Here is a 22,479-nt window from a genome sequence, read left to right as displayed (position 1 = left end):
CAACAGCCTTATTGGCTAGGCGGTGCGCCAGCTGATCCATCGCACCAGCAAGCGGAACCGCCTGCGAAAGATACTGGTTCCTGCCCAGATCCTGAACCGTACTTAGTAAACCGGGTTTAATGATGCTGATTTTCATATTCATTTGCAGCATAATCATTAAATTCTTCAATACCAATTGGCCTGAAACTCACCTCATCCCCTCCTTTTAACAATGAAGGTTGCGAGCGGTTTACATCAAACATTTTTAAAGGTGTACGCCCTATAATCTGCCAACCACCAGGCGTTTCCATCGGATAAATCCCCGTTTGGCTGCCTGCTATACCAACTGCACCGGCAGGTATTTTCGCATCCGGAATGGTTTTACGTGATGTGGTTAACTTAGCATCCATGCCACCCATATAGGCAAAACCAGGCACAAAACCGATCATAAATACGGTATAAAGTCCCGAAGCATGTTTTTCGATCACTTCGTTTTCAGTAATTCCGTTGGTCTGTGCAACTGTTGCAATATCCAGTCCATATGCGCCGCCATAACAAACCGGGATTATTATTTTATCGGTTGCAGCTACAGATTGTTTTCTTTTTGTTTGCCCGAGTTTTTTGAGGTAACTACAAACTTTATCGTAGCAGGTTTCGCCAACAAGATCGAATACTGAAACGCTTAAAGGATCATAAAAAACGGTTAAAGTACTATACGCAGGCACAGTTGTAATAAATCCTGGAAATGGATTTTGCAATAAATGCTGGTTAAAACCGGTAATTAAATCTAACAAATCTTTATTTATCACCGTTCCGAACTCAATCGTGAGCGATTGTTCACTTAATCCATAAAATTTAACCGGATAATCTGCCGAAAAATACGTTTCCTGTTCAGCCATACTAGCAAACTGATAATATTTTAATAAAAATCGTGCTTTTTAATGGCATAAGGAAAAATGTTTAGCCATAAAAATGATTATATATTATCAAAATCGCAAAGGTTTATGAAAATTGATAAAGACCATGAATCTTAAGAAAAGCTATTCGGATGGAATTGGTTGCTTTATTTTCTTATAAAGAGAAGATGTTGAGATATAAATAACACAAAAACCACCATATATAATATACAGTTTATCACTTTCTATCAAATTATCATTCAACAATTTAAATGTGGTAAAGATGAGTTTTAAACCACCAACAATAGATGAGGATGAAAAGAACACGCTCCCTAACTCCAAGAGTGTAATTTCTTTTATCCTCTTTTGGCAAATAAAAATGATAACATATAAAATCGCGAATATGCCACCAACAATTATAATAGATGAAGTTTTAAATAGGAAATCCAATTAAATTCTCACTTTTTAGTTTTTTTAATTGATTTTTTATCTTCTTCATTTTTATAACCTGAATAACCAGTAACAAGTCCACCCAGAATTGCTCCCGCTACACTACCAATAATTCCAAATGTTGAACCGATTAATGCGCCACCTGTTGTACCAGATAAAGCGCTAGATATTATCCCTAAGTTTTTGTTATCTACCCTTGCTGACATAAAATTATTTTTATACACGAATTTAATTTTAAAATCAATCATTTGTTAAATAATGACGCCAAAACAGATGAAATGTAAAAAAAAATATCACTTTTTACATATCATTATTTCTTTTAATTGTCAATATCAAAGCTTTTACGATGCATTATTTACTAAAACCATTCTTAAACCACCGCTTAAACTCAACCACTTTACGCTGACTAACAATAAACTCCTTGCCTGAAGCCAATGGCTCTTTGAGAATAAGCTTTAACCTACGCGAATCGCTAGGCTGATAACCTGCAATGAGTTCTCTGTGAACAATATCCGATCGATTGATCAAAAAATACTCGCTTTCAGGCAGTTCATGTAAACTCTGCTCTATAGTTTTTGTCCAGATGATAGATTCGCCACTTTTTAAAATGGCCACAAAACCTCGCTCTACCGGATAGATAGCGACAATATTTTCGTAGGGACTTGCATCATCCTTTGGCTTTACCTTGTTAGGGATCCTCATTTTAAATTGAAACTGGCGATGCTGTACCAGTCCTATGATCAGATATAAGGTATTTAACAATAAAACAAAGCCTACAACTACTGTAAAATCATAGCGGAAATATCCTGCAGTGATAATATCCGTTCCCCTTAGCCTAAAATATAAGGCGGCAATTAAAACAGCGAGTAAAACTGTAGAAATTATTCCCCATAATAGTTGATGAAGCACCCTTTTTCGAAATCCAGAAAACCGTGGAAACACACGATCTAAATATTTAGTAATGGCTAAAACATATTCACTTATAATAAGCGTAATAATAAAACTACCACCTAAGGCAAGGTAGTAAAACGAAAGCTTTAAGAGTTCAAAAAGGTTCTCAGGCTCTCCAAAAGAAACAATAAAATGAGCAGAAAACAGGTAAAATAGTACCCGATAATAAAATGAAGGATAGACAGTTTGGCTGTTATTTGAAATCATGAGCGCGTTCAATTTGATAGACTAAATCAAATTCCGTAAAAAAACAATGGAATAATTTATTCAATCCACTAAACACACAGCAAAATACTATCCAAAAATACAGACATGTATCACCCATCTTAAAATTTGCTATCGTTCAAATACAAAAGCTGTATACCCAGCGCCAAGCCGAATCGATCAGGATTAAGTTTGTTTGACGGTCTAACACGACTATCCATTAACTTAACGTCTATCAGACATGAAAAAATTTACTTTCTCAAACGAGGGCTTTCAAAACCTACAAAAATACTTCTATCAAAAAAAAGATCAATTATTGGAAAAAGAAGCGGAATCTATATCAGAAAACCTGATCAAATGGATTACTGAAAAATTCTTATTAAGCGATGAACAAATATCTTTTCTAAACTCGCAGAATCCCAAAATGATCAGGTTTTTAGCTGCTCAAATCCATATCGCAATCAGTAATCGCCTGCCTATTACATTGGTTAAACCGGCAATTAAGCCACTGAACCAACAACTTGACAGTAAACTCATCCGTCCAGAAAGTAGTTTTACTACCCTATTTCATGGCAACGGTAAAATAGAAATTAGTGGCAACCTGATCATACATATCTATTATACCACTAAAAGTTATCCGGATTTTATATCAAATGCTTACCAAAAATATAATCAACAATACCTTAACCAACTTTTTTAGCTGTTTTTTCAAATGCAATAAAACAGTTCAAATCTATGAACAATAGAAAATTAATGTTAAGCCTTGCAGCCCTAATTGGGTTCGGCTCGTTTGTTACACTGAATGCATTTAAAAATGCTTCTAAAACACCAACCGTATACCAGTACATGAGTAGTTCTTCCGCAGAAGAAGACCTACAAAACATTGCAAATTGGGAAGAAGTTGATGGTTCGACACCAAGTTGTGGCACCGCAGGTAGTTTAGTTTGCAGGTATGAATTTGAAGGAGATATTGATGCTTTTGAAAGTTTTATTTCAGAAAAAGATGCACAATATATTAATGGTCACGCCTTGTCGCGCAAGCTATAGCTATAAAGTGGGGAAAAACTTCCCCACTTTATTATTTCATTTAGGGTTTTGCTCCATCCCGGTGAGGTTAATAATCTCTTCAGGTATGGGCAAAGCATACCTTAAATCATTTGGTTTTAATATTCTATTACTGCTGTTCATGTTTCTTGCCAGGGTAATGTTAGCCCCCATCCTATTTAAGCGTTTTATATCCATCCATCGTAAACCGCGCATCAGCAATTCTTTTCTTCGTTCTTCTAAAATCCAGTTGATTACGGTTTCCTGTTCGTTACTTTGGTAAGGAATATAGGTTATTGCTTTGTTCCATCTTTTCCTTAACAATTGGTTAAGGTCTGCCAGTGCTTCGGTTAGTTTACCTGCCCTGGCATAACCTTCGGCCCGGTTTAAATACATTTCATCAACAGCTGGTCCGCAGAAAAAATTAAGGTCGCCGTTATAACTCCCTTTAAAAGCCCAGGTATTATTGCCATTACTTTTAAAAAATACCGTTTTTCTTAAATCGCCGGTTTTATATTGCGAATATAGCTCGTTTGGTATTTTTGCTACATTAGGTTTCAACGGATCGGGTGTGATCATCATTAAATTCACCAATACCTCAACATTAAAAATTGCTATGGGGTATTCAGCATTGGCATTTAAAGTATTATAATCTAAAAGCTGACTATTTAACTGCAGAGCCGAATCAGCATATAATGTAGCCTCGGCATATTTATTTATTGATAAATAAGCCCTTGATAGCATGGCATAAGCGGCTATTTTACTTGGCCGCATTACATGCACCTGCTTAACCTTTAATAAAGTAGCCGCCCGTTTTAAATCAGAAATCAGTTGCAGGTAGGTATCGGCAAGGTTTGATCTTACCGATGGTACATTAAAATCGGTTCCTGTTCTGATTGGCAAACCCAATTGTTTGCTTCCAGCATTTTCATCATAAGCCTGGCAAAATACTACGGACGCCGCAAGCATAGCTGCCCCTTTAAAAAAGTAAGCCTGTCCTTTTATATTATCATAATCATTACTATTGGTTCCATTACGTACAATGTTAGGCAGTGCTTCCAATACCGAGTTTCCGTAATATACAGGTAAATAAGAATAATACCATCCATCAAAAGTGGTGGCCTGTAAATTATCAGTTTCCCAATTGTACATCTTACGGTCACTATCTTTAACCAGCGCTGTTAAATCTACATCAGTAAGGTAATAATCATTTGTAGATATTTCTCCTATATTAGCCCATTGATAGTTTAACCTTAATTCATCATCCAGGATTGATTGCAGGTTTTCTAAAGTCTGTAAGGTGGTCAACCTCGAATTTGGTTTCGCATCGAGGTATTTTTTACAGCCACTTAAGCTATATATCAGCCCTATGGCCAATAAATAATAAAATATTTTTTTCATGGTTTTAATTTTAAAATGTTGCACGTAAACCTAAACTGAAAAATTTTGACGGTGGGATAGTTGATGTGCTATAATCGGGATCTAAATCTTTCTTATTTGCCCGCCATATGATGCCAAGATTAGAAGCATTGGCCTGCAATTGAACGGATTTAAAAGGCAACCGCTTTGTGTTTTCTTTATTTAGCTGATAAGTTATTGATAAGTAAGCGATACGGATATGATCGCCTTTTTCTATCAACTGTTCGCTTGCGGAATAAAAGCTTTCTCTACTGCTTACTACCGGATATACCATTGAAGGTACATCGGTAAAGTTTTCGTCGCCAGGTTTTTGCCAGCGTATCGCATAATCGGCATGGCTGGTACCTGCACTGAAAAGCTTATTATAATCAATACTCGCCCGCCTGAAACAATAACCAAATTTATAATTCAGCCTAAGGGTTAAACTTAAAGCGCCATAAGTAAAGGTGTTGCCCATGTTACCGTAAATGGTTGGAAATATCGGCCCATCATACGATAAATCGCTAAGCTTTGTACCCGAACCAATAATTGCGTTATAATTGGTAGAAACAGCACCGCCTAAATAGCCCTGTGGGTTACCATTTTGTGGATCGAGGCCGGCCCACCTGTAACTGAACATGGCAAATACAGGATACCCTTTGGCATTTACAATAGAAGTGCCGCCATTTATATATGAACTGCCATTGGTGCCTGATTTATAAACTTCCAAAACTTTATCACGGTACAAACTAAAATTAACATCACTTAGCCAGCTAAATTTTCCGATGATGTTTTTGCTTTGCAATAAAACATCCAGCCCCTTGGCCTGCATAGAACTCGAATTTTTAAAAAGTATTGTTGTTGGAACCGCTGTATAATCAACCTGGCTCGATCCATACAAATCTGTCGCGCGCTTCTTATACCCTTCTATACTTCCCGACAACCTGTTACTAAACACAGAAAAATCAACTCCAAGATTAAAAGTACCCACCTGCTCCCAACGCAGATCGGGATTAACAAATTGATCAAACCTAGACTCAACCGTCCCTGTAAACGGAGAAACAATACTTCCAAATATGGTTGTAATGGCCACTTTACTCTGATCAACATTTCCACTGTAACCGTAACTTCCGCGTAATTTCAGCTCCTGTACCCAGTTTACCTTAAAAAAAGACTCGTTCGTAATGTTCCAAGCGAGGCCTACCGACCACAAAGGCTTCCATTTATCGTTCGCATTAAGTCCAAATAGGTTCGATGCATCTTTCCGTGCACTGGCCGATAGCGTGTAGCGCTGTTTGTAGGTATAAGCAGCATTGCCATAAAAAGAAACAAAACGATTAAGGTACAATTGTCTATCAGCCGGCCCTTTGTCGATATAGTTTAACACTCCGGTTACATAATTTGGATAGGTATTCGCTAAATCCGCGTAGCTGAATGTGGTATTTTCGTCGTTATAACCATATAACCTGCTACCTGAGTTTTTCGTCCGGTTTTCGTTCAGTTCTGCACCACTGATGACATTAATTTCGTGGGCTCCGAAATTTCTGTTATAAGCCAATTGTCCACGTAAATTTTGCGATTGCAGCAAACTTTCAGTTTCATCTAAAATTCCGCCTTTAGGTATCCTATAAGTTGCCGTACCTGTATTGCTTATCTGTGTAAACAGATTTACCAGATTTCTGGCAGCAAAGCTATTTTCTCCAAAAAGGCTGCGACCATAAAGCTGCTGAAACTCATATTGATACTTAACACTAGCTTTAAAGCCCTTGAAAACAGTTACATTTAAACCAAAACTACTTACAACATCCCTAATCGTCTGTTTAATATCATTTTCAAGGTAATCTGTCAAAGGGTAATATTTCCAATCAGATAACAGGTTATAGTTTAAACCGCTAAGGTAAGAGAGGCTATAATTCTTAGCTATTGGCAGCGCGTTTCCATTTGCATCGGCCAAACTCAGATAAGGATAAATTACATTTGAGTTATTGCCCATATCGCTGTAACCTGCTTTACCATTGCCACTTTTCGATTGGGTTAAACGCAGGCCAACATCCATTGTAAGCCAGGGATATAACCGGATAATATTGTAACTGTTTAAATTTACCCTATTGCTCTGGGCTGCCAGATTTGAAGTATTGGCATCGTATCCTGCACTAAAAGTCCAATCTGCGATCTTACCTCCTGTTCTGAGCGATAATGCAAACTGCCTCGCCACTGCATTTTGGTAATTAGTTTGGAGGATATCACGTTTCGTATCCTGTTCGCCCAGTTTTGCCAAAGCATCCTGTAACGCCTGGTTACTTAATGTTCCTTTTTTATTTGCTATTAATAATTCTACAACAGGTGATAATGGCGGTTTGGAGCTGGAGTTGATCCTCGAATTATAATAGCCTTTATCATATAAAAACTGTTCTACCCCTATATAATCGGGCACAGACATTTGGCTCAGATAATATAAATCGGGTTTGGTTGTAAGACTGAAATTTCCATTAAAATCGATACTTAGTGCCTGCCCTGCCTTTGCTTTTTTTGTAGTGATTACAATTACCCCATTACCTGCACGACTGCCCCATATCGAACTGGCGGCTGCATCTTTCAATACGGTAATGCTTTCTACATCGTTGGGATTAATATTATTCAGATCGCCCTGATAAGGAAAATTATCCAGCACTACCAATGGCTGTCCCGGTCCGGTTATCGTGCTTAGTCCCCTCACCATTAATTTTCCATTGGTACCCGAGCGGTGGTTAACAGAAACACCATTGGCCACAGCTTCCAATCGGCTTAACACATCGGTACTAAACTGCTCATTTAGCTTTTTTGAATTAATACTTACAAAAGAACCTGTTGAACGCTCTTTCGGGAGATCCTGATAACCCGTATGCACCACTACTTCTTTAAGTTCGTTTATTAATGGCTGCAGATAAAAATTAAGATTGGTAGTTTGGATTACTTTAATATTCTTTTTTTGTTTTCCGTAACCGATGTGGTTTAGGTAAAAATCATAAGTACCGACCGGAAGATTAAACTGAAAATGGCCATTTGCGTCGCTTTCTGTACTGTAATTACCCGGAATAATATTGATGGTAACGTTCGCGACTGCGGTACTATCAATATCATTCAAAATTCTTCCTTTAATCAGGTACTGTGCGTAGCTATTGTTTAAACATAAAATAAAAAATAAGTTTGTTAGTAGTTTTTTCATTTTTTCGAGGCGTTTTTAGTGTTGTGATAATAAAGCGTTAACAGTCTCGGCGTTTAGCAGTTCGGCAGAAGAAATCAGTTTTAAGGTTCCATCCTTACCGAACCATACATAATGCGGTAGATAACGGTGCAGAAAAATTTTGGTTAATATGGTATCGTTATAAATGGAAGGCAGTCCTGTTTTTTTGAATGGGGCTTTAGCACCGGTTAGTATCCCCAACATCCGCTCTGGGGTATCTCTGGTTTCTTTCGAATCGACAAGTATTATCACCAGATCATTCTTATATTTTTCCTGCAATTGCTCCATTACCGGAAATTTATAGATACAGGTACTGCACCAGGAAGCCCAAAAATCGAACAGGATAATTTTATCCTTGTACTGACTTAATTTTAAACTATCAATTTTCACAGGGCCACTGCTTAAAAGCTGAAATGAGGTGTTCAAAATCACCCCGGGCAGTTTGTCTCCTATTTTTAATGGTTCGATACTTTCATTTTGCGCAAAACAGCTATAAGAAATGAATAAAAGAACCGCCAATGTTCTAATCCTGATCAGGCTTTTCCTTTTTAAACGGTGGAAAACAATTTCACTTTTTGATAAATCGGCCAGGAGATGCAGGTTTTGAGGCGGCTTTATCTCGTTAGTACTCTGGCACGTACTGCGTTTCGCTTGTCGTGACAACACCCCCAGTCTTCCTTTTTTTGGGCATAGCGATGCCAATACGTTAAAAAATATACTTTTTCGCATGGTTTATTTAATTGAAATAATTTTAACTTTAGGCCAAACGATCCCATCCCGCCACTTACAAAAGCAGCAGAGATCGTAATCCGAAAGCCAGTAAAACATCCTGATCTAAGGCAAACGGTTAAACCTTTTTATTGAAATAAGAAATTAGGGTAAAAAAAGCCCTATAAGCAACAGTTATAACCAATTATAACCTTAACCTCATAAATGAACTGCTGCTATATAGGGCAAGGATATGAACTAAACAGGGTTTTTCGGCTTTAATGGGTATAACCAGTTAAAGGGACATTTCTGCGGAATACAAACATGGGACTGTGGATGATTTTGGGATATGGCAAAAACAGAAAAACCACCCTGATAAAAGGCAAACGAATAGCAAAATACGTTTGGTTTCTGTTTCATACTGTAATGGATTATAAAGGCAAAGAAGAATGGCGATAGATACGACACTATTAATACCCTGTTACTAAACCAAATATAACAAATTAAATTAAAATACGGTAATATATTACCGCAAATATTTTAAATAAGTTGGAGACTTTGAGGTCGCAACTATTTAACCTCGATGATCAAGAAAGACGGCTCAATTATTCAGAAAGATTTCGGTTTCAATTTGAAGAAAATCAGAAACAGTAAAGGTCTGAGTTTACGTGCCATGGCAACCAAGTGCGACATCGACGACAGCAACATTTCTAAAATCGAAAACGGTAAATTTGATGTTCAGTTATCAACGATTTTCGAACTCGCCAAGGGATTGGATATCCACCCAAAAGACTTATTGGATTTTTAAAAACAACGTAAGATATTGAAGGCGCATATAAGATTGCATGTTCCCCTATTTCTTGTATAGTTAAACAACGTGCAACCCGCAAAACAAATTTTTAACATCTTAGATGTTCTGTGGTGGTTAGTTAAAATAGCACGGCCTTTTGTTTTATCATCACCTAAAATACCTTAGATCACCTAAGCTGCAGGATGCAAAATTTTAAAATAATTTAAGACATTACACATATTGCTTCTATTGAACAATTAAGATACCGCCAAATTCTTATCAATAAGTAACGAAGCCAGTTCCTCCTGCTCTTCTGTTTCAAGCTGGATCATTCCATTAAATAATTCAAATAACTGCGATTGTTGATCGGATCTCAATAAAAGATCAATTAACCGTACCTGCACTTTTTTCTGATCGGTATTTAAACTACTAAACAGTTTTGGTTCTATTTCATATAAAGCCTTAATTAAGTTAAGCAAAACCGGCTTCTGTTTTTGTGATTCCCTTTCATCGGCATAAACAGGAAATATATCATCCTGCTCGTAGGTTTCAATCAACCGGCTGGCATATTCCTTCAAAAAGGGCTTACGTTTATCTTTAAGGTATGCCGTAAGTTCTTTGATTAAAAAGCGATACTCTGGAGCAGATTTGGCCGCACCGAATATGGCTACCTGCCCTTCGTTTTCGAAACTCTTAAAATCAAAATCACGGAAAAAATCACTGTCAATATAAATGCTGTGAAAATAATCATCGCTTTTTTTGTTTAGTGTGGTATAATCCTTGTAAATTTCTTCCCCACCAGCCAGAAAGTAATATTTAGATAGTTCTTTATGCAGGTTTTCTTTCCAATGCACATATTTAATTTTAAAGGTAACATTGGTATCGGCATAAAAAAGGTTAAACTCCTCAAGGCTTTTTACATTGCTGCTAAAATCCAAAGCCTCACCATTTACCACAATTGAATAGTTTTTATGCTTGTTCAGCTCAATAAACCAGCAAAATTCGTTAATCAGAAAAGGCAGCACCAGCTCCTGCATATCCTGCTCGCCAATCCGCAGGTTGGTAAATGAAACTGTTGTTCCGGCATTGCCGGTGCTGGTGAGCTGCGCTGTAAAATTATGACTGTAACTGTTTAAACCACCGGTACTGATCTGGATTTCGCCATAACGGAAGCCCTGTTCCGATTGATAAGTAGTTTGCCAGATGGCGTTATGCGCAAAAGTAAAAAAGGTAAGCCTACCAACCCCATTACGTCCGTGCATTTTCGAAGTATGTTTTGGTGCAACTATCTGAAGTGATTTTTCAGATTCGAAAAAAGGATCAAATTTCTGCTGCAAACGATCAAAATTGATACCGTATCCATTATCCGCAATGGTTAAACTTTCTAAAAGCCCCAGAGCATTGGCCACATAATCTATTTTGATGGTATCGGCATTGGCATCAAAACCATTCCAGATATACTCGGCAATAGCCTGTTTCTCATTATAGTTTTTGAGAACTTTTTGTATCCCTTTTGAAGTGATGTTAACTTTTACCGACATATAATACTAAATTAATTAGCAAATATATCAAATAATTGTAATCAATTTATTTAAGGACCTGATAAGTTTTAAACATTTCAAGCTCATGTGTTATTCTTCACGCTGGCTAAAATGCCTCCGGAGCTTCTCTTCTTCCAGATCGAGCAGCTCCAGCTGTTCCCTGATCAACTGATCGTTAATCTGTTCCTTTCTGTTCAGGTCTTTAAGTAAAATGCGCTGTTCGGCCATAATATCTTCTAGGGCAATCCGGTAATCATGGTAAAAGCCTTCGGTCCTTAATGTATTTTCTTCCTTTTCCCAATCTTTTAAAAACTCCATTTCGGCTTCGATGCGGATTTTAATCGACCTGATCATATCATTATGTTCCAGTGCATCGCGGTATTTCTCATCGAGGATTTTAAGGGATAACATAGATAGCTTTTTCCTTACCATCTGCTTTTGCTGTTCAAAAGAAACTGTATAATCAGGATCGGGCATATCTACCCATTTAATCAGCCATGGCAATGTTAAGCCCTGCAAAACCAGGGTTACCAGTATTACACTAAAGGTAATGAACAAGATCAGGTTACGCTGGGGAAAGGCCTCACCAGATTTTAAAGCCACCGGAATAGATAATGCCGCAGCCAGCGAAACCACGCCGCGCATACCTGCCCAACCAAATAACAGTGAAGCTTTCCAATTTGGGTTGGGATCGGCCGTGGTAATGAAATGACTGATAAAGCGCGTGAAATATAGAGCGCCATAAGTACTGGCCAATCGACCCAAAATTAAAACCAAGCATATGATGACACTATAACGGATGGCAGGCAAAAGGCCTTCGCTGCCTAAACCGTGGATAATTACGGGAAATTCCAAACCGATCAGCAAGAAAACAAAACCGTTAAGCACAAAGGCCACGGCTTCCCAAACATTGATGCCCTGCAACCGGCTACGATGGGTAAGGATACGGTCCCTCCGGGCCGAAAGGAACAAGCCGCCGCTTACCACAGCCAAAACTCCCGAATAATGAAACTCCTCTGCCGTCATGTACATTACATATGGCGTTAAAAAAGTAAGGATAATATCAATATTAGTGGTGGTGGGCAGCCATCGGTGCAGTGCATAAAAAACCAGGGCCACGGCAATTCCGATTAAAATACCCATTACAATTACCATTACAAAATTGCCTGCTGCCTCGGCAAATACAAAACTCCCGGTCATTACCGCTGCCAATGCAAAACGGAAAACCACTAAACTCGATGCGTCGTTAAGCAAACTTTCGCCTTCTAAAATGGTGCTAAGCCTTTTGGGAACTTTTACATTTTTTAGGATGACGGATGCAGATACGGCATCGGGCGGGGAAATAATACCTCCCAATAAAAAACCAAGTGCAAGGGTAAAACCCGGAATAAGGCTACGCGTGATCAATGCCACAACTGTAGAAGTGAAAATTACAATGGGAAAGGCAAAACTGCTGATTACCCTGCGCCATTTCCAAAAATCTTTCCAGGAGGTATTCCAGGCAGCCTCATATAATAAAGGAGGTAAAAAAATAACAAAAATGAGATCGGGTTCGATCTCGATATCCTTCAGGATTGGCAAAAAACTCAATGCCAAACCAACAATAACCAATAAAATAGGATAAGCCACCTTGATTTTTTGGGCCAGCATGACCACAAAAAGGATAACAGCAAGTAAAAAAGCGTATTGTATAATCAGTTGGTGCATAGAAATCTGGGACTTTGTTCTAAAATACGACTTTTGGACTGATTGCAAAATCGTTTTAGAACAGATCTTTTTTTTCTGAAAATTTGGTTTTTCTATTATAAAGCCATAATTTCTACCCTGTAATAGGTCATCCCAACTTTTTTACATTGGTTTAATTAATGAGAACCATACTTTTTCTTATCGCCTTCATCACAGCAGGCATTATATGCGCTGCCCAACCAGTTATTCAGGTTGAGAAGCAATCTTTTGTCAATATAGGAAAATCGGCATTTTACTGGGAAGATAGCCTGGGAACCACATCTTTCGAACAGGTAGAGCAATTTAAGACAGAACGGTTTTCGAAAGGCAATTCGGCGATATTTAATGGTGGCACCAGCGGAAAGGTTTGGTGGATGAAAATCAGGTTCGAACGGAACAGTCAAACCCTTCCCTATCTTTTTATCGACTATGCGAATATCGATTCCATCAGTTTGTTCTATCGCGATACCCAGGGGAAACTCAACATGGTTAGTTCGGGAATGTTCAACCTTAAAAACAGTGATGCTTCGCTAGGCACAGGTTATGCCTTTCCTTTACATCTTGCTAAAGCACCAATTGGCGAAGTTTATATCAGGATGCGGGCAATGAACACCCTCCTGGTACCCGCCAAACTGGTTACCGAATCGGTTTTAAACCACCAACTGATTAAGAACTATAGCTTGCAACTGATTTATATGGGCATTGCATTGATGATCCTTATTTTTCACGTTTTCATGTACATCGTTACCAGGAGCAAACTTTTTGCCTTATATATCGCAAGGGTTGTTTTTCTTTACTTCATTGTAATGGTATGTTACCTGCAGGGCTACGGTTTATTGCTGGGGCAGTTTGCGGCAAAATTTATCTTAGTACACGCGCATTTCTTTATCGCCCTGGGCTATATCTGCACCATCCTGTTCAACAGCTATTTTTTAAAACTTAAACGGCAGCTACCGCAGCTCAACATATTCTTTATTGCGCTGATAATTGGCTGGGGACTGATCCTGATCTGCTCTTTATGGGACGGAAGAAGCATAACCAATGCACTTACACAGATCTTTTTTTTATTAACCTCACTTCTATTTCTTTATAGCAGTATTAAGGTTATTATCATACGGGGATACGCCAAAAACAATCCTTTGATCTGGTGTTATGTATTTGGCTGGATCCCGGTTGCACTGGTTTCCCTTTATTTTGTTCTTAGTTTGATGGAGCTTATCCCTTTTCAATCCTATAGTTTTAATCTGCTTACTTTGGCAGGAATAGTAGAGGGTGTACTGATCAGCTTGGGGCTTTTTGGACAGCGGCTAAGGCTACTGGCAAGGCACAATGCCCATTTCCGCCGGCAGCGGATCCTTTTGCACGAGCAGATGGAAGGTTACCGCAATCAGCTCAATAAAAAAAATACCTTGCCTGCAGAACATTTATCGCTAAAGGCGCTCGTTGAACTTGCCCAGTCGCGTGACCCTTCTTTTATGAAAAGGTTTAAGGAAACTGAAGCCATGTTTATGGAAGCGCTGCTCCGTATTTCACCGCAACTGCTACCTGCAGAATTAGAACTCTGTGCCTATATCAGGTTAAACTTCGATACCAAGGAAATTGCCCGTACCTCCAGGTTAAGCGTACGCGCAGTAGAAAGCCGCAAGTACAGGCTCCGTAAAAAATTGGGCATAGATGGAGAAACAAATATGCATACCTGGATGCTTGACATCACTAAAACGTCCTAAATAACATACAAAATCTATCACCAATGAGTTTTTACGTCGTTTTAACGGTTAAATCCAAAAAACAGCTTAAAATGCTTTACTACAAGTATTTGACTCGGCTTGCGTAGAAATGCGTAGTGCTAAAAACTACCTGCCGCACCCTCTTTGCATATAGTTAATGGAGTGCAAGCGGTGCGATACCGTATAAACTAAACAGACTAAACCTTTTTTTGTCTGGATTGTACTCATTTTTTTGCCATGTCGGCAGAAACGGTCTTATCCGGGATGATTTGTTACACGACTGACGGCATGGCTTAATAAAAACGTTAATTCACCAAAAACCATATCCCATGAAAACCAAACTCAACACCATTTTATTTTTATAACTGTAAACCAATTAGTTAAAAACGCTGCGTATTAGTGCGTAGATAAATATTTTGATTAGCCTTAAACGCTCTATTCCTTTGTCCCTATCTCTATAAAATAACATTTAAATATTGCTGTACCGCAGGAGGTAAACATGGGACAGTTTATCCTTCTGCACAACAGCATATTAGAACTATGAAACCGAACTACACACCCGCACAGATTATTGGCAGCATCCACGAATTTTATAATGGTGGAGAACCTGAAGAAATATGCGCCGAAATGGCCATTGATAAGCCTTGCTTCGATGCCTGGATCAGGGATTATGGCAGTATTGCCAACGAACTGATGGAGCTGAGGGATGAAAACGAAACATTGCGACAGATGTTTACCAACTTAAGCCTTGTTAACCAGAGCTTACGGAACTCGCTCGACAGCCTTACGAGAACAGATTCGAAAATACTAGAATTATTGATTAAAAAACGCGGCGCCGGCAGCCTCAGCTATCCCTAACAAAATATAAATGCGATCCGTGAATAAATCCAGGATACTGATTATCGAAGATCACCATGCAACACTTGATGCAATACGGATGATCTTCGAATTTGAAGGTTATGAAGTTTTAGGTCTTTCGGGCACGATGGATTTGCACACACAAGTGGCCTCTTTTTTACCAGATGTAATTTTAATCGATGTTTTATTGGGCACCACCGATGGACGGGCAATATGTACCGAGCTCAAACTGTCGGCACATGCAGCAATCCCCATTCTTTTGATGTCGTCGAGAAATGGTTTTCAGAATAGCACTTACTACAAAAAACATTGGGACGATTACATCGAAAAACCTTTTGAAATGGAAACCATCACCGAAAGGGTGAAATTACTTATTGCGGATCCAAAGAAATAAATGTTTTAGCCAAAAAGATCGCTGCTGAGGTAGCGGTCTCCCCGGTCGCAGGTAATAAACACAATGGTTCCATGATCGAGTTCCGAAGCCAGCCTCAAGGCGGCAGCACAGGCGCCACCTGAACTCATTCCGGCAAAAAGCCCTTCTTCTTTGGCCATCCTCCTCGACATTATGGTTGCCTCTTCCTGCGCAATATCCATCACACGATCTACACGTTCGGGTTCGAATATTTTAGGCAGGTATTCTGTTGGCCAACGCCTGATGCCCGGTATTGATGAACCTTCGGTAGGCTGGCAGCCCACAATCTGTATAGCCTTATTCTGTTCTTTAAAAAACCTCGAACAGCCCATAATGGTACCTGTTGTGCCCATCGAACTTACAAAATGCGTAATCTCACCATTGGTATCCTTCCATATTTCAGGTCCGGTGGTTTTATAATGTGCCAAATAATTATCGGGATTGGCAAACTGGTTAAGTAAGAAATAGCCTTTGCTGCTTCCTTTATCTTCGGCATAATCGCGGCACTCTTCAATACTTTCTAAAAGGGTTACCTTGGCCCCGAAAGCTTCCATGGTTACTTTACGTTCGCGGGTAGAGTTTGCCGGCATTACCAATTCGATATCGAGGTTGTACAAGCTGGCAATCATAGCGAGCGCAATACCGGTATTACCGCTGGTTGCTTCTACCAGTTTTGTTCCGGGTGTTATTTCTCCACGTTCTATTGCGCTTCTGATCATATTGAGCGATGCCCTGTCTTTTACACTTCCACCAGGATTATTGCCTTCCAGTTTTGCAAAAATCTTTACCGCCGGGTTGATATTCATTTTTTGAAGTTCAGCCATGGGCGTATTTCCGATCAGATCGATTATTCCTGCCATATTATCTTGATTAAATCGTTTCCTTGTGGTTTCTTATGGTAATTATTGGAGAATGGTAAGCAGTTGAAAAAGGTGCAATGCTTTCGGTTAGCCATACGTTACCGCCAATAATGCTATCGTGGCCGATAATGGTTTCGCCACCTAAAATAGTAGCACCCGAATAAATCACCACCCTATCTTCTACCGTTGGGTGCCGTTTACTGCCTGCCAATGTTTTTTTAACACTCAACGCACCCAGTGTTACCCCCTGGTACAGTTTTACATATTGACCGATGGTGCTGGTTTCGCCGATTACAATCCCTGTACCATGATCGATATAAAAATACTCGCCGATTTTTGCAGCCGGGTGGATATCAATCCCTGTTTTAGAATGTGCATATTCGGTCAATATTCTTGGTACCAACGGTATATTGAAATTATATAGCAGATGCGCTATCCGGTAAAAACAGATGGCATAAAAACCAGGATAAGTTCTGATTACCTCGAAACGGCTCTGTGCCGCCGGGTCGCCTTCGTAAATGGCTACAATATCGGTATTCAATATGTGGTACAGTTCCGGTAATGCTGCAAAAAACTCTCCCGCAGCATCTTTGCAATCGCTGTTTTTTAGCTTGCAGCTTGCGGCAATAATGTCGTAAAGTTCGAGTTCCAAAGCCGAAACTGTTTCTTTTACTTCCTCAACCGTTGAAAAAGCTTTAGGCCCGTTTTCGGGAAAGAGCACCTGGATCAGTTTTTCGGCCCATCGGAATATGACTTTATTGGGCGGAATATTGGGCTGCTCAAGCGGGTTCTTAAATATTTGTTCAAAAAAATGGTTATCCATAATGGTGGTCGTGCCCAGCCGATCTGCTCATCGACTAGATATATAGATTTAATCGCTAATGTAGGTTTTGTTTTTTTAAACCGGAACTAATGGCCAAGTTTTATGATAAAAATGGCTGGGAGATAACAAAATAGTTTGGAGTTTTGAGTTGAGAGTCCGAAGTCCTTAGTCTGCAGTCTTTAGTCGATTAACTATTTGGGAGGAAACACAGCGGAATTGATCCTTCGACTCCGTTCAGGATGACAGCTTAAACAAAAAACCGTCATCTCGACCGAAACGCAGTGGAGTGGAGAGATCTATGAAGTAATCCTCCATAGATTTCTCGGCTGCGCTGTGCTCCGCTCGAAATGACGGTACGAGGGAACCGTTATTTTTTCTGTTCAGATAAGAAAGTAACCAAAGAGGCCAGTTCTTCGTAAGATAGCGAATTGGCCAAACCCTCTGGCATCATCGAGTTCTCCATTTCTTTACGTGATAAGATATCGCCTGCCTTGATGGTAAAAACTTCGCCGGCAATGTTACGCAAAACTACTTTAGCAGCAGTTTCTTCTGTAATAAAACCCATATAGGTACGGTCGCCTTTTGCGGAGATCATTACCGTTGCAAAACCCTGTGAAATTGAAGCACTAGGTTTTAATATCGATTCGGCAATCTGTTCGCGGTTCATGATCGAGCCGATCTGTCCCATAAACGGACCTTTCATTTTCTCTGTTTTGCTTAAACTATGGCAGGCAATGCAACCCTGGTTGTTAAAAATATTCCGTCCTTTTAACGGGTCGCCCTGTAATTTATTGATGGCCAGCAATACATCTTCAATAGATGATTTACCAACCTGGCCTTTTTTGTTCTTAATTTTTTCGAGGTCGATTTTTGGTTCTTCAGTTGCAGCAACTTTTTCTTCAACGGTAAATTCAGGGATATCCATTCTCTCGCGTGCATTTAAATCAACATAAAACTGTTTGCCCTGGGCACCTGCTTTTACGGCTTCATCCTTTAAAAATTTTTCGATTACAGGGGAAGCTTCCCAACTTACTGCTTTAAAGTATGGTCCGTGCGAATCAGGACGTGTACCCCACCACCAGGAAGCGTCGTAAGCGATTTCTTTTTTATATAAACGTCCTAAAGTAACCAGGATCTGCTGTTTTAATTTTTCATCTTTCGATTGATTATAAGTTTCAATCAATCCGTTTACCACTTTCGGATTATGCATGTAGCGCAATGCCCAAAGTGCCAATGTTGAATTTTCAGTTCTAACCGCAGCGAGTAAGGGATCAACTGCATTAAGCGCTACCAAAGCACGTACTGCAAGGTGTGGCAATATAATGGCGGCATTTGGCGTAGCGTGCGGACCTTCGGTACCTTTTGCAGGGGCAACAAACGAAGCCGGCACTTTGATATTTAAAAGCACATTCGCAACTTCTGGCCTGCCCAAACGGTTTAAACCGATAATAGCAGCTGCCTGAACACGTGGCGAAGTATCTTTAAGGCCTTCTAAAAATGGTTCAACCGGTACTTTATCAATATAGGTTTTACGATCGGTAAGTGCTTTTAATGCAAATTCTTTTAAAGCGTTATCTTTTGTAAATCCTACCAGTGTGGCAATGCCGTTTTCTTTGGCCAGCTGGGCATAAGTAAATAAACCGGCAATGCGAACATCAAGCGCTAAACTTTGATCAGAAGCTGTTTTTAAAGCGGTTTCTGCTGCCTGTTTGCTGTTACGGAAAATCAGTTCCTGCGAAGCATTTAGACGTGCAACGGCACTGTTCGATTGTAATAATTCGGTGAGCTTTTTAACTGAAAGCTTTTTAACATCCGGAAAAGCCTTGTAAGTCCAGTTGTTTGGCACTGCACGCACAATATATCCTTTATCAGGACTGCCCGAATAACCTGCGCCATCCCATGCCGAAAGGTAAAGCCTTCCCGATCCATCCACATCAAGGTCGGTGATCTGTGGCAATTTGATAAATTCTTCATCCTTCTGGGTAAAAGTTGGCCCATCGGCCGTAACCCTGTGGATGTACAACATGCTTCGGCCCCAATCGGCCATCATAGGTACATGGTTATATTTCTCAGGCCAGTTCGGTTCATCCATAAATAATGCACCTGTTCCCGATCCACCGCCTAAATCAGCCAATGCAGGGATAATTTCGTCGGTAAAATTCTGGAACAATACCGGATACCCATATTCTCCGGATTGGATGTGGTGCGAAAAACGAACGTTCCATCCGCCACCATCATTGGTATTTTCGCGGGTAAAAACATTCATGTACGGATCAATGGCGACATCATATACGTTACGTGTGCCATGGGTGTAAACTTCCATTTCGGTTCCATCAGGGCGTACGCGTAAAATACCGCCTCCTAACATGGTGAGCTTTTTACCAGAGCGATCAACCGCATCATGAAAGCCGAAATCGCCTACAGAAATGTAGATCCAGCCATCAATCCCCATCCTAATGCCATTGGTGGCATGGTCGGTACCGCGCTCGCGGATATATTTTGCATTACTGATGTGTTCGATAAGTGGTTTTTCCGGGCCATCGGCTTTGCCATCACCATCTTTATCTTCAAAAACAACAAGATCCATACCTGTTGCCTGTTTGGTCTCTTTTGAAAAAGTGGTGTGCAGTACAAACACCTGGCTTCCCTGCACAATAATACCGCGTGGATTATCTACTTCGGCAAAATCGATATGTTGATCCATCTTGCCATCGTTATCTTTATCAATCAATTTAAGGATATGGCCTTTACCCTGCTCTTTACCCAAAGAGCCGATCATATCTACACCAACATATACCTCACCGGTTGGCGCAACAGCCAAACAGGCCGGGCTTGGCGTAACATCTGGGCCTGCAAAGTTGGTAATGGTTAATTCTGGCGGTAATGCGGGTTGGGTTTGGGGTTCGTGAAAAAAGCTTTTAAGTCCAAAAAAGACCAAAGCGAAAGAAATGAAACTAAGAGAAAATTTAATCATTTGTGTGTTATTGTTTTTTGGTTAGTTGTGGCGTAAACATACAAAAAATTACAAATTACTGTTTGCCACAATTTTGTTCAATTTGAAGCAGATATTAACCCTAGGGTAAAACTTGATAATTTAACCTAAAAAGACATAAAACTTAACACAATTCAATATAAATCAGCAAGATAATGGATTTAAGGATGAAATATCACTTAAAAACGGATCAAAAGATACTAATAATCAAAATTATGTAAATAAACCCTCTTTTAATTTGTTAGGGAGCAGATATTTTGTTATATTTACTAAATCCAACATTCATTAAATCAGTATGTTATGAAAAATATTTTTTATTTCTTCCTGACTGCTCTGATCTCCTCCATTGCGCTGCTAATTACACAGGATTCGATTGATCCTGAACTGGTTTACAGCACTGTGGTTTTAATATGGATTCTGTACATCTGGTACCATATTTATGCTGCTGATAAGAGGAATTACAGCGAGTAGCCTGTATATCAATTAAATTTTGTTTTCCTGCCTAATCTGGTTGGGAATTGTCAATTATTGTCTTAAATTTTAGGTTCAATTTATTACTGAATCCTATCATTCTTCCTATCTGCGCCTGTGATTTGCACTTTTTAACTAAAACGTATCTTTATTTAACATTTAGCTAAGGTGTAGGAGCAATTAAAGTTGTTATCTTCGTCAAGAAAACTAAACCAAAAGTGTTTACGTTTATATTAGAAGCAGGGCAAAATTGCCCTGGTAAACAAATGGCTTATATGAACTTGGATTATCCCCCCTCGTACATGGGGTTGATAAGAGAACAAGATCATGAAATCAAAAGCAAAATTCCCATGTCTATCGGGAAACACCTTTTACGCCGAAGTACGCCGTAGGGTAAATAACGACTTTAAGGAAAACAACAGAAGCACCAACGCCAATAAACTCATGTGGTTTAAGGCGGCACTTTTCCTTAGCCTATTTCTGGCCTTCTATCTCACCATACTCCTTTTACCATTACCGCCTATTATTCTTTCTGTTTTAACCATCTTATTGGGTGCAACCTGTGCATTTATTGGCTTTAATATCTGCCATGATGCCATCCACGGTTCGTTTTCGAGCTCAAAACGCATCAATTCTTTTTTCAGTTTCCTGTTTAACATGGTTGGGGCAAATCCTTATGTTTGGAACATTACCCATAATGTGGTGCACCATACTTATACCAATATCCCTGGCCACGATGAAGATATTGAAATAGCACCTGGATTGATCAGGATCTGTGATGAAGATGAATTGAAACCGCACCAGCGTTTTCAGCAATGGTATGCTTTTCCGTTATACAGCCTGGCTTCACTTTCGTGGGTTTTCCGCAAGGATTATAAAAAGTTTTTCCAGAAAAGTGTGGGTGCCTGTCAGCATAAACATCCAAAAATTGAATATTTTAACCTGTTTTTCTATAAATTCCTTTACTATTTCATTTTTATCGGTTTGCCTATTTTGGTGATGCCGCTTTTATGGTGGCAGGTTGTAATCGGCTTTGTGCTATTGCACATGGCCCAGGGCTTAACCATGGGGCTGGTTTTTCAGCTGGCACATGTGGTAGAAGGAACAAATTTCCCTTTAACCAATGCAGCAGGCAACATGGAAGAAACCTGGGCAGAACACCAAATGCGCACTACAGCCAATTTCGCTACCGAATGCCGTGTTTCGGCCTTTTTTCTGGGTGGTTTGAACCGACAGATCGAACACCATCTTTTTCCTAAAATCTGTCATGTACATTATGGACGGATATCGGGTATTGTAAAACAAACGGCATTGGAATTCGGGTTACCTTATCACGAAAACGCAACTTTTTTATCGGCAATGCGATCGCACTTTAGGATATTGAAGAAAATGGGAAGAGCGGTTTAGTTCTTAGTCCAGAGTCTTGA

The 22,479-nt window shown here is 39.5% G+C and carries 19 protein-coding genes; 8 read left to right on the top strand and 11 right to left on the bottom strand.

Annotated elements, in window-relative coordinates:
* Positions 1 to 116: 116 nt before the first annotated feature.
* From pxpB to B2V92_RS05790, 3 genes are all read right to left on the bottom strand, one after another.
* The gene (gene pxpB, locus B2V92_RS05800) at positions 117 to 878 is read right to left on the bottom strand and encodes a 5-oxoprolinase subunit PxpB (RefSeq protein WP_293305637.1); all 762 of its coding nucleotides are present in this window, start codon (positions 876 to 878) and stop codon (positions 117 to 119) included.
* Between the two features lie 455 nt (positions 879 to 1,333).
* On the bottom strand, positions 1,334 to 1,573 hold the full coding sequence (locus tag B2V92_RS05795; RefSeq protein WP_293305634.1) for a hypothetical protein: 240 nt from the start codon (positions 1,571 to 1,573) through the stop codon (positions 1,334 to 1,336).
* A 103-nt stretch (positions 1,574 to 1,676) separates the two neighbouring features.
* Complete coding sequence (locus B2V92_RS05790) at positions 1,677 to 2,234, bottom strand: LytTR family transcriptional regulator DNA-binding domain-containing protein (protein ID WP_293305632.1); 558 nt, start codon at positions 2,232 to 2,234, stop codon at positions 1,677 to 1,679.
* Between the two features lie 487 nt (positions 2,235 to 2,721).
* Here B2V92_RS05790 and B2V92_RS05785 point away from each other — a divergent pair, with 487 nt between their 5' ends.
* Together B2V92_RS05785 and B2V92_RS05780 are read left to right on the top strand one after the other, a co-directional pair.
* Positions 2,722 to 3,180: a hypothetical protein gene (locus B2V92_RS05785; RefSeq protein WP_293305630.1), complete on the top strand. Its 459-nt coding sequence runs from the start codon at positions 2,722 to 2,724 to the stop codon at positions 3,178 to 3,180.
* Positions 3,181 to 3,215: 35 nt separating this feature from the next.
* The gene (locus B2V92_RS05780; RefSeq protein WP_293305627.1) at positions 3,216 to 3,527 is read left to right on the top strand and encodes a hypothetical protein; all 312 of its coding nucleotides are present in this window, start codon (positions 3,216 to 3,218) and stop codon (positions 3,525 to 3,527) included.
* A gap of 36 nt (positions 3,528 to 3,563) precedes the next feature.
* On the opposite strand, the gene B2V92_RS05775 is transcribed toward B2V92_RS05780, so the two are convergent.
* The 3 genes from B2V92_RS05775 to B2V92_RS05765 are packed head-to-tail and all read right to left on the bottom strand — an operon-like array spanning position 3,564 to position 8,874.
* Positions 3,564 to 4,925 carry a RagB/SusD family nutrient uptake outer membrane protein gene (locus B2V92_RS05775; protein ID WP_293305624.1) on the bottom strand — a complete coding sequence of 454 codons (1,362 nt, stop codon included), beginning with the start codon at positions 4,923 to 4,925 and terminating at the stop codon, positions 3,564 to 3,566.
* Positions 4,926 to 4,935: 10 nt separating this feature from the next.
* Positions 4,936 to 8,127 (bottom strand): SusC/RagA family TonB-linked outer membrane protein, encoded by a 3,192-nt coding sequence (locus B2V92_RS05770; protein ID WP_293305622.1) that lies wholly within the window; start codon positions 8,125 to 8,127, stop codon positions 4,936 to 4,938.
* Positions 8,128 to 8,142: 15 nt separating this feature from the next.
* Positions 8,143 to 8,874, bottom strand: coding sequence for a TlpA family protein disulfide reductase (locus B2V92_RS05765; RefSeq protein WP_293305619.1), 732 nt, complete (start codon positions 8,872 to 8,874; stop codon positions 8,143 to 8,145).
* A 562-nt stretch (positions 8,875 to 9,436) separates the two neighbouring features.
* Between B2V92_RS05765 and B2V92_RS05760 the strand changes: the two genes are divergently transcribed.
* Entirely contained in the window at positions 9,437 to 9,661 is a 225-nt protein-coding gene (locus tag B2V92_RS05760; RefSeq protein ID WP_293305617.1) for a helix-turn-helix domain-containing protein, read from the top strand.
* 239 nt (positions 9,662 to 9,900) lie between these two features.
* Here the strand turns inward: B2V92_RS05760 and B2V92_RS05755 are convergent, their stop codons facing one another.
* Complete coding sequence (locus B2V92_RS05755; protein WP_293305614.1) at positions 9,901 to 11,184, bottom strand: ATP-binding protein; 1,284 nt, start codon at positions 11,182 to 11,184, stop codon at positions 9,901 to 9,903.
* A 90-nt stretch (positions 11,185 to 11,274) separates the two neighbouring features.
* Entirely contained in the window at positions 11,275 to 12,891 is a 1,617-nt protein-coding gene (locus tag B2V92_RS05750) for a Na+/H+ antiporter (RefSeq protein ID WP_293305611.1), read from the bottom strand.
* A gap of 158 nt (positions 12,892 to 13,049) precedes the next feature.
* Between B2V92_RS05750 and B2V92_RS05745 the strand changes: the two genes are divergently transcribed.
* The 3 genes from B2V92_RS05745 to B2V92_RS05735 all read left to right on the top strand — a co-directional run bounded on the left by B2V92_RS05745 (position 13,050) and on the right by B2V92_RS05735 (position 15,888).
* Entirely contained in the window at positions 13,050 to 14,636 is a 1,587-nt protein-coding gene (locus tag B2V92_RS05745) for a 7TMR-DISM family protein (protein WP_293305609.1), read from the top strand.
* Between the two features lie 540 nt (positions 14,637 to 15,176).
* Complete coding sequence (locus tag B2V92_RS05740) at positions 15,177 to 15,494, top strand: hypothetical protein (RefSeq protein WP_293305607.1); 318 nt, start codon at positions 15,177 to 15,179, stop codon at positions 15,492 to 15,494.
* 19 nt (positions 15,495 to 15,513) lie between these two features.
* Positions 15,514 to 15,888 carry a response regulator transcription factor gene (locus B2V92_RS05735; RefSeq protein ID WP_293305604.1) on the top strand — a complete coding sequence of 125 codons (375 nt, stop codon included), beginning with the start codon at positions 15,514 to 15,516 and terminating at the stop codon, positions 15,886 to 15,888.
* 5 nt (positions 15,889 to 15,893) lie between these two features.
* Here the strand turns inward: B2V92_RS05735 and cysM are convergent, their stop codons facing one another.
* The 3 genes from cysM to B2V92_RS05720 all read right to left on the bottom strand — a co-directional run bounded on the left by cysM (position 15,894) and on the right by B2V92_RS05720 (position 20,563).
* Positions 15,894 to 16,766, bottom strand: coding sequence for a cysteine synthase CysM (cysM, locus tag B2V92_RS05730; RefSeq protein ID WP_293305601.1), 873 nt, complete (start codon positions 16,764 to 16,766; stop codon positions 15,894 to 15,896).
* Between the two features lie 10 nt (positions 16,767 to 16,776).
* Positions 16,777 to 17,589, bottom strand: coding sequence for a serine O-acetyltransferase EpsC (gene epsC, locus B2V92_RS05725; RefSeq protein WP_293305600.1), 813 nt, complete (start codon positions 17,587 to 17,589; stop codon positions 16,777 to 16,779).
* A 367-nt stretch (positions 17,590 to 17,956) separates the two neighbouring features.
* The gene (locus B2V92_RS05720) at positions 17,957 to 20,563 is read right to left on the bottom strand and encodes a DUF7133 domain-containing protein (RefSeq protein WP_293305599.1); all 2,607 of its coding nucleotides are present in this window, start codon (positions 20,561 to 20,563) and stop codon (positions 17,957 to 17,959) included.
* 318 nt (positions 20,564 to 20,881) lie between these two features.
* Between B2V92_RS05720 and B2V92_RS05715 the strand changes: the two genes are divergently transcribed.
* Positions 20,882 to 21,052, top strand: a complete 171-nt coding sequence (locus B2V92_RS05715; RefSeq protein WP_293305597.1) for a hypothetical protein — start codon at positions 20,882 to 20,884, stop codon at positions 21,050 to 21,052.
* Between the two features lie 327 nt (positions 21,053 to 21,379).
* On the top strand, positions 21,380 to 22,459 hold the full coding sequence (locus tag B2V92_RS05710; protein WP_293305594.1) for a fatty acid desaturase family protein: 1,080 nt from the start codon (positions 21,380 to 21,382) through the stop codon (positions 22,457 to 22,459).
* Positions 22,460 to 22,479: the final 20 nt, after the last annotated feature.

This window comes from Pedobacter sp. UBA5917 (assembly GCF_002432345.1).
Classification (GTDB): Bacteria; Bacteroidota; Bacteroidia; order Sphingobacteriales; family Sphingobacteriaceae; genus Pedobacter.
This window is presented reverse-complemented; position numbering and strand designations above follow the sequence as displayed.

Coding starts and splice junctions, on each gene's coding strand:
- pxpB (WP_293305637.1), bottom strand. CDS start 878: ATGGCTGAACAGGAAACGTATTTTTCGGCAGATTATCCGGTTAAATTT.
- B2V92_RS05795 (WP_293305634.1), bottom strand. CDS start 1,573: ATGATTGATTTTAAAATTAAATTCGTGTATAAAAATAATTTTATGTCA.
- B2V92_RS05785 (WP_293305630.1), top strand. CDS start 2,722: ATGAAAAAATTTACTTTCTCAAACGAGGGCTTTCAAAACCTACAAAAA.
- B2V92_RS05780 (WP_293305627.1), top strand. CDS start 3,216: ATGAACAATAGAAAATTAATGTTAAGCCTTGCAGCCCTAATTGGGTTC.
- B2V92_RS05775 (WP_293305624.1), bottom strand. CDS start 4,925: ATGAAAAAAATATTTTATTATTTATTGGCCATAGGGCTGATATATAGC.
- B2V92_RS05770 (WP_293305622.1), bottom strand. CDS start 8,127: ATGAAAAAACTACTAACAAACTTATTTTTTATTTTATGTTTAAACAAT.
- B2V92_RS05765 (WP_293305619.1), bottom strand. CDS start 8,874: ATGCGAAAAAGTATATTTTTTAACGTATTGGCATCGCTATGCCCAAAA.
- B2V92_RS05760 (WP_293305617.1), top strand. CDS start 9,437: ATGATCAAGAAAGACGGCTCAATTATTCAGAAAGATTTCGGTTTCAAT.
- B2V92_RS05755 (WP_293305614.1), bottom strand. CDS start 11,184: ATGTCGGTAAAAGTTAACATCACTTCAAAAGGGATACAAAAAGTTCTC.
- B2V92_RS05750 (WP_293305611.1), bottom strand. CDS start 12,891: ATGCACCAACTGATTATACAATACGCTTTTTTACTTGCTGTTATCCTT.
- B2V92_RS05745 (WP_293305609.1), top strand. CDS start 13,050: ATGAGAACCATACTTTTTCTTATCGCCTTCATCACAGCAGGCATTATA.
- B2V92_RS05740 (WP_293305607.1), top strand. CDS start 15,177: ATGAAACCGAACTACACACCCGCACAGATTATTGGCAGCATCCACGAA.
- cysM (WP_293305601.1), bottom strand. CDS start 16,766: ATGGCAGGAATAATCGATCTGATCGGAAATACGCCCATGGCTGAACTT.
- epsC (WP_293305600.1), bottom strand. CDS start 17,589: ATGGATAACCATTTTTTTGAACAAATATTTAAGAACCCGCTTGAGCAG.
- B2V92_RS05720 (WP_293305599.1), bottom strand. CDS start 20,563: ATGATTAAATTTTCTCTTAGTTTCATTTCTTTCGCTTTGGTCTTTTTT.
- B2V92_RS05715 (WP_293305597.1), top strand. CDS start 20,882: ATGAAAAATATTTTTTATTTCTTCCTGACTGCTCTGATCTCCTCCATT.
- B2V92_RS05710 (WP_293305594.1), top strand. CDS start 21,380: ATGAAATCAAAAGCAAAATTCCCATGTCTATCGGGAAACACCTTTTAC.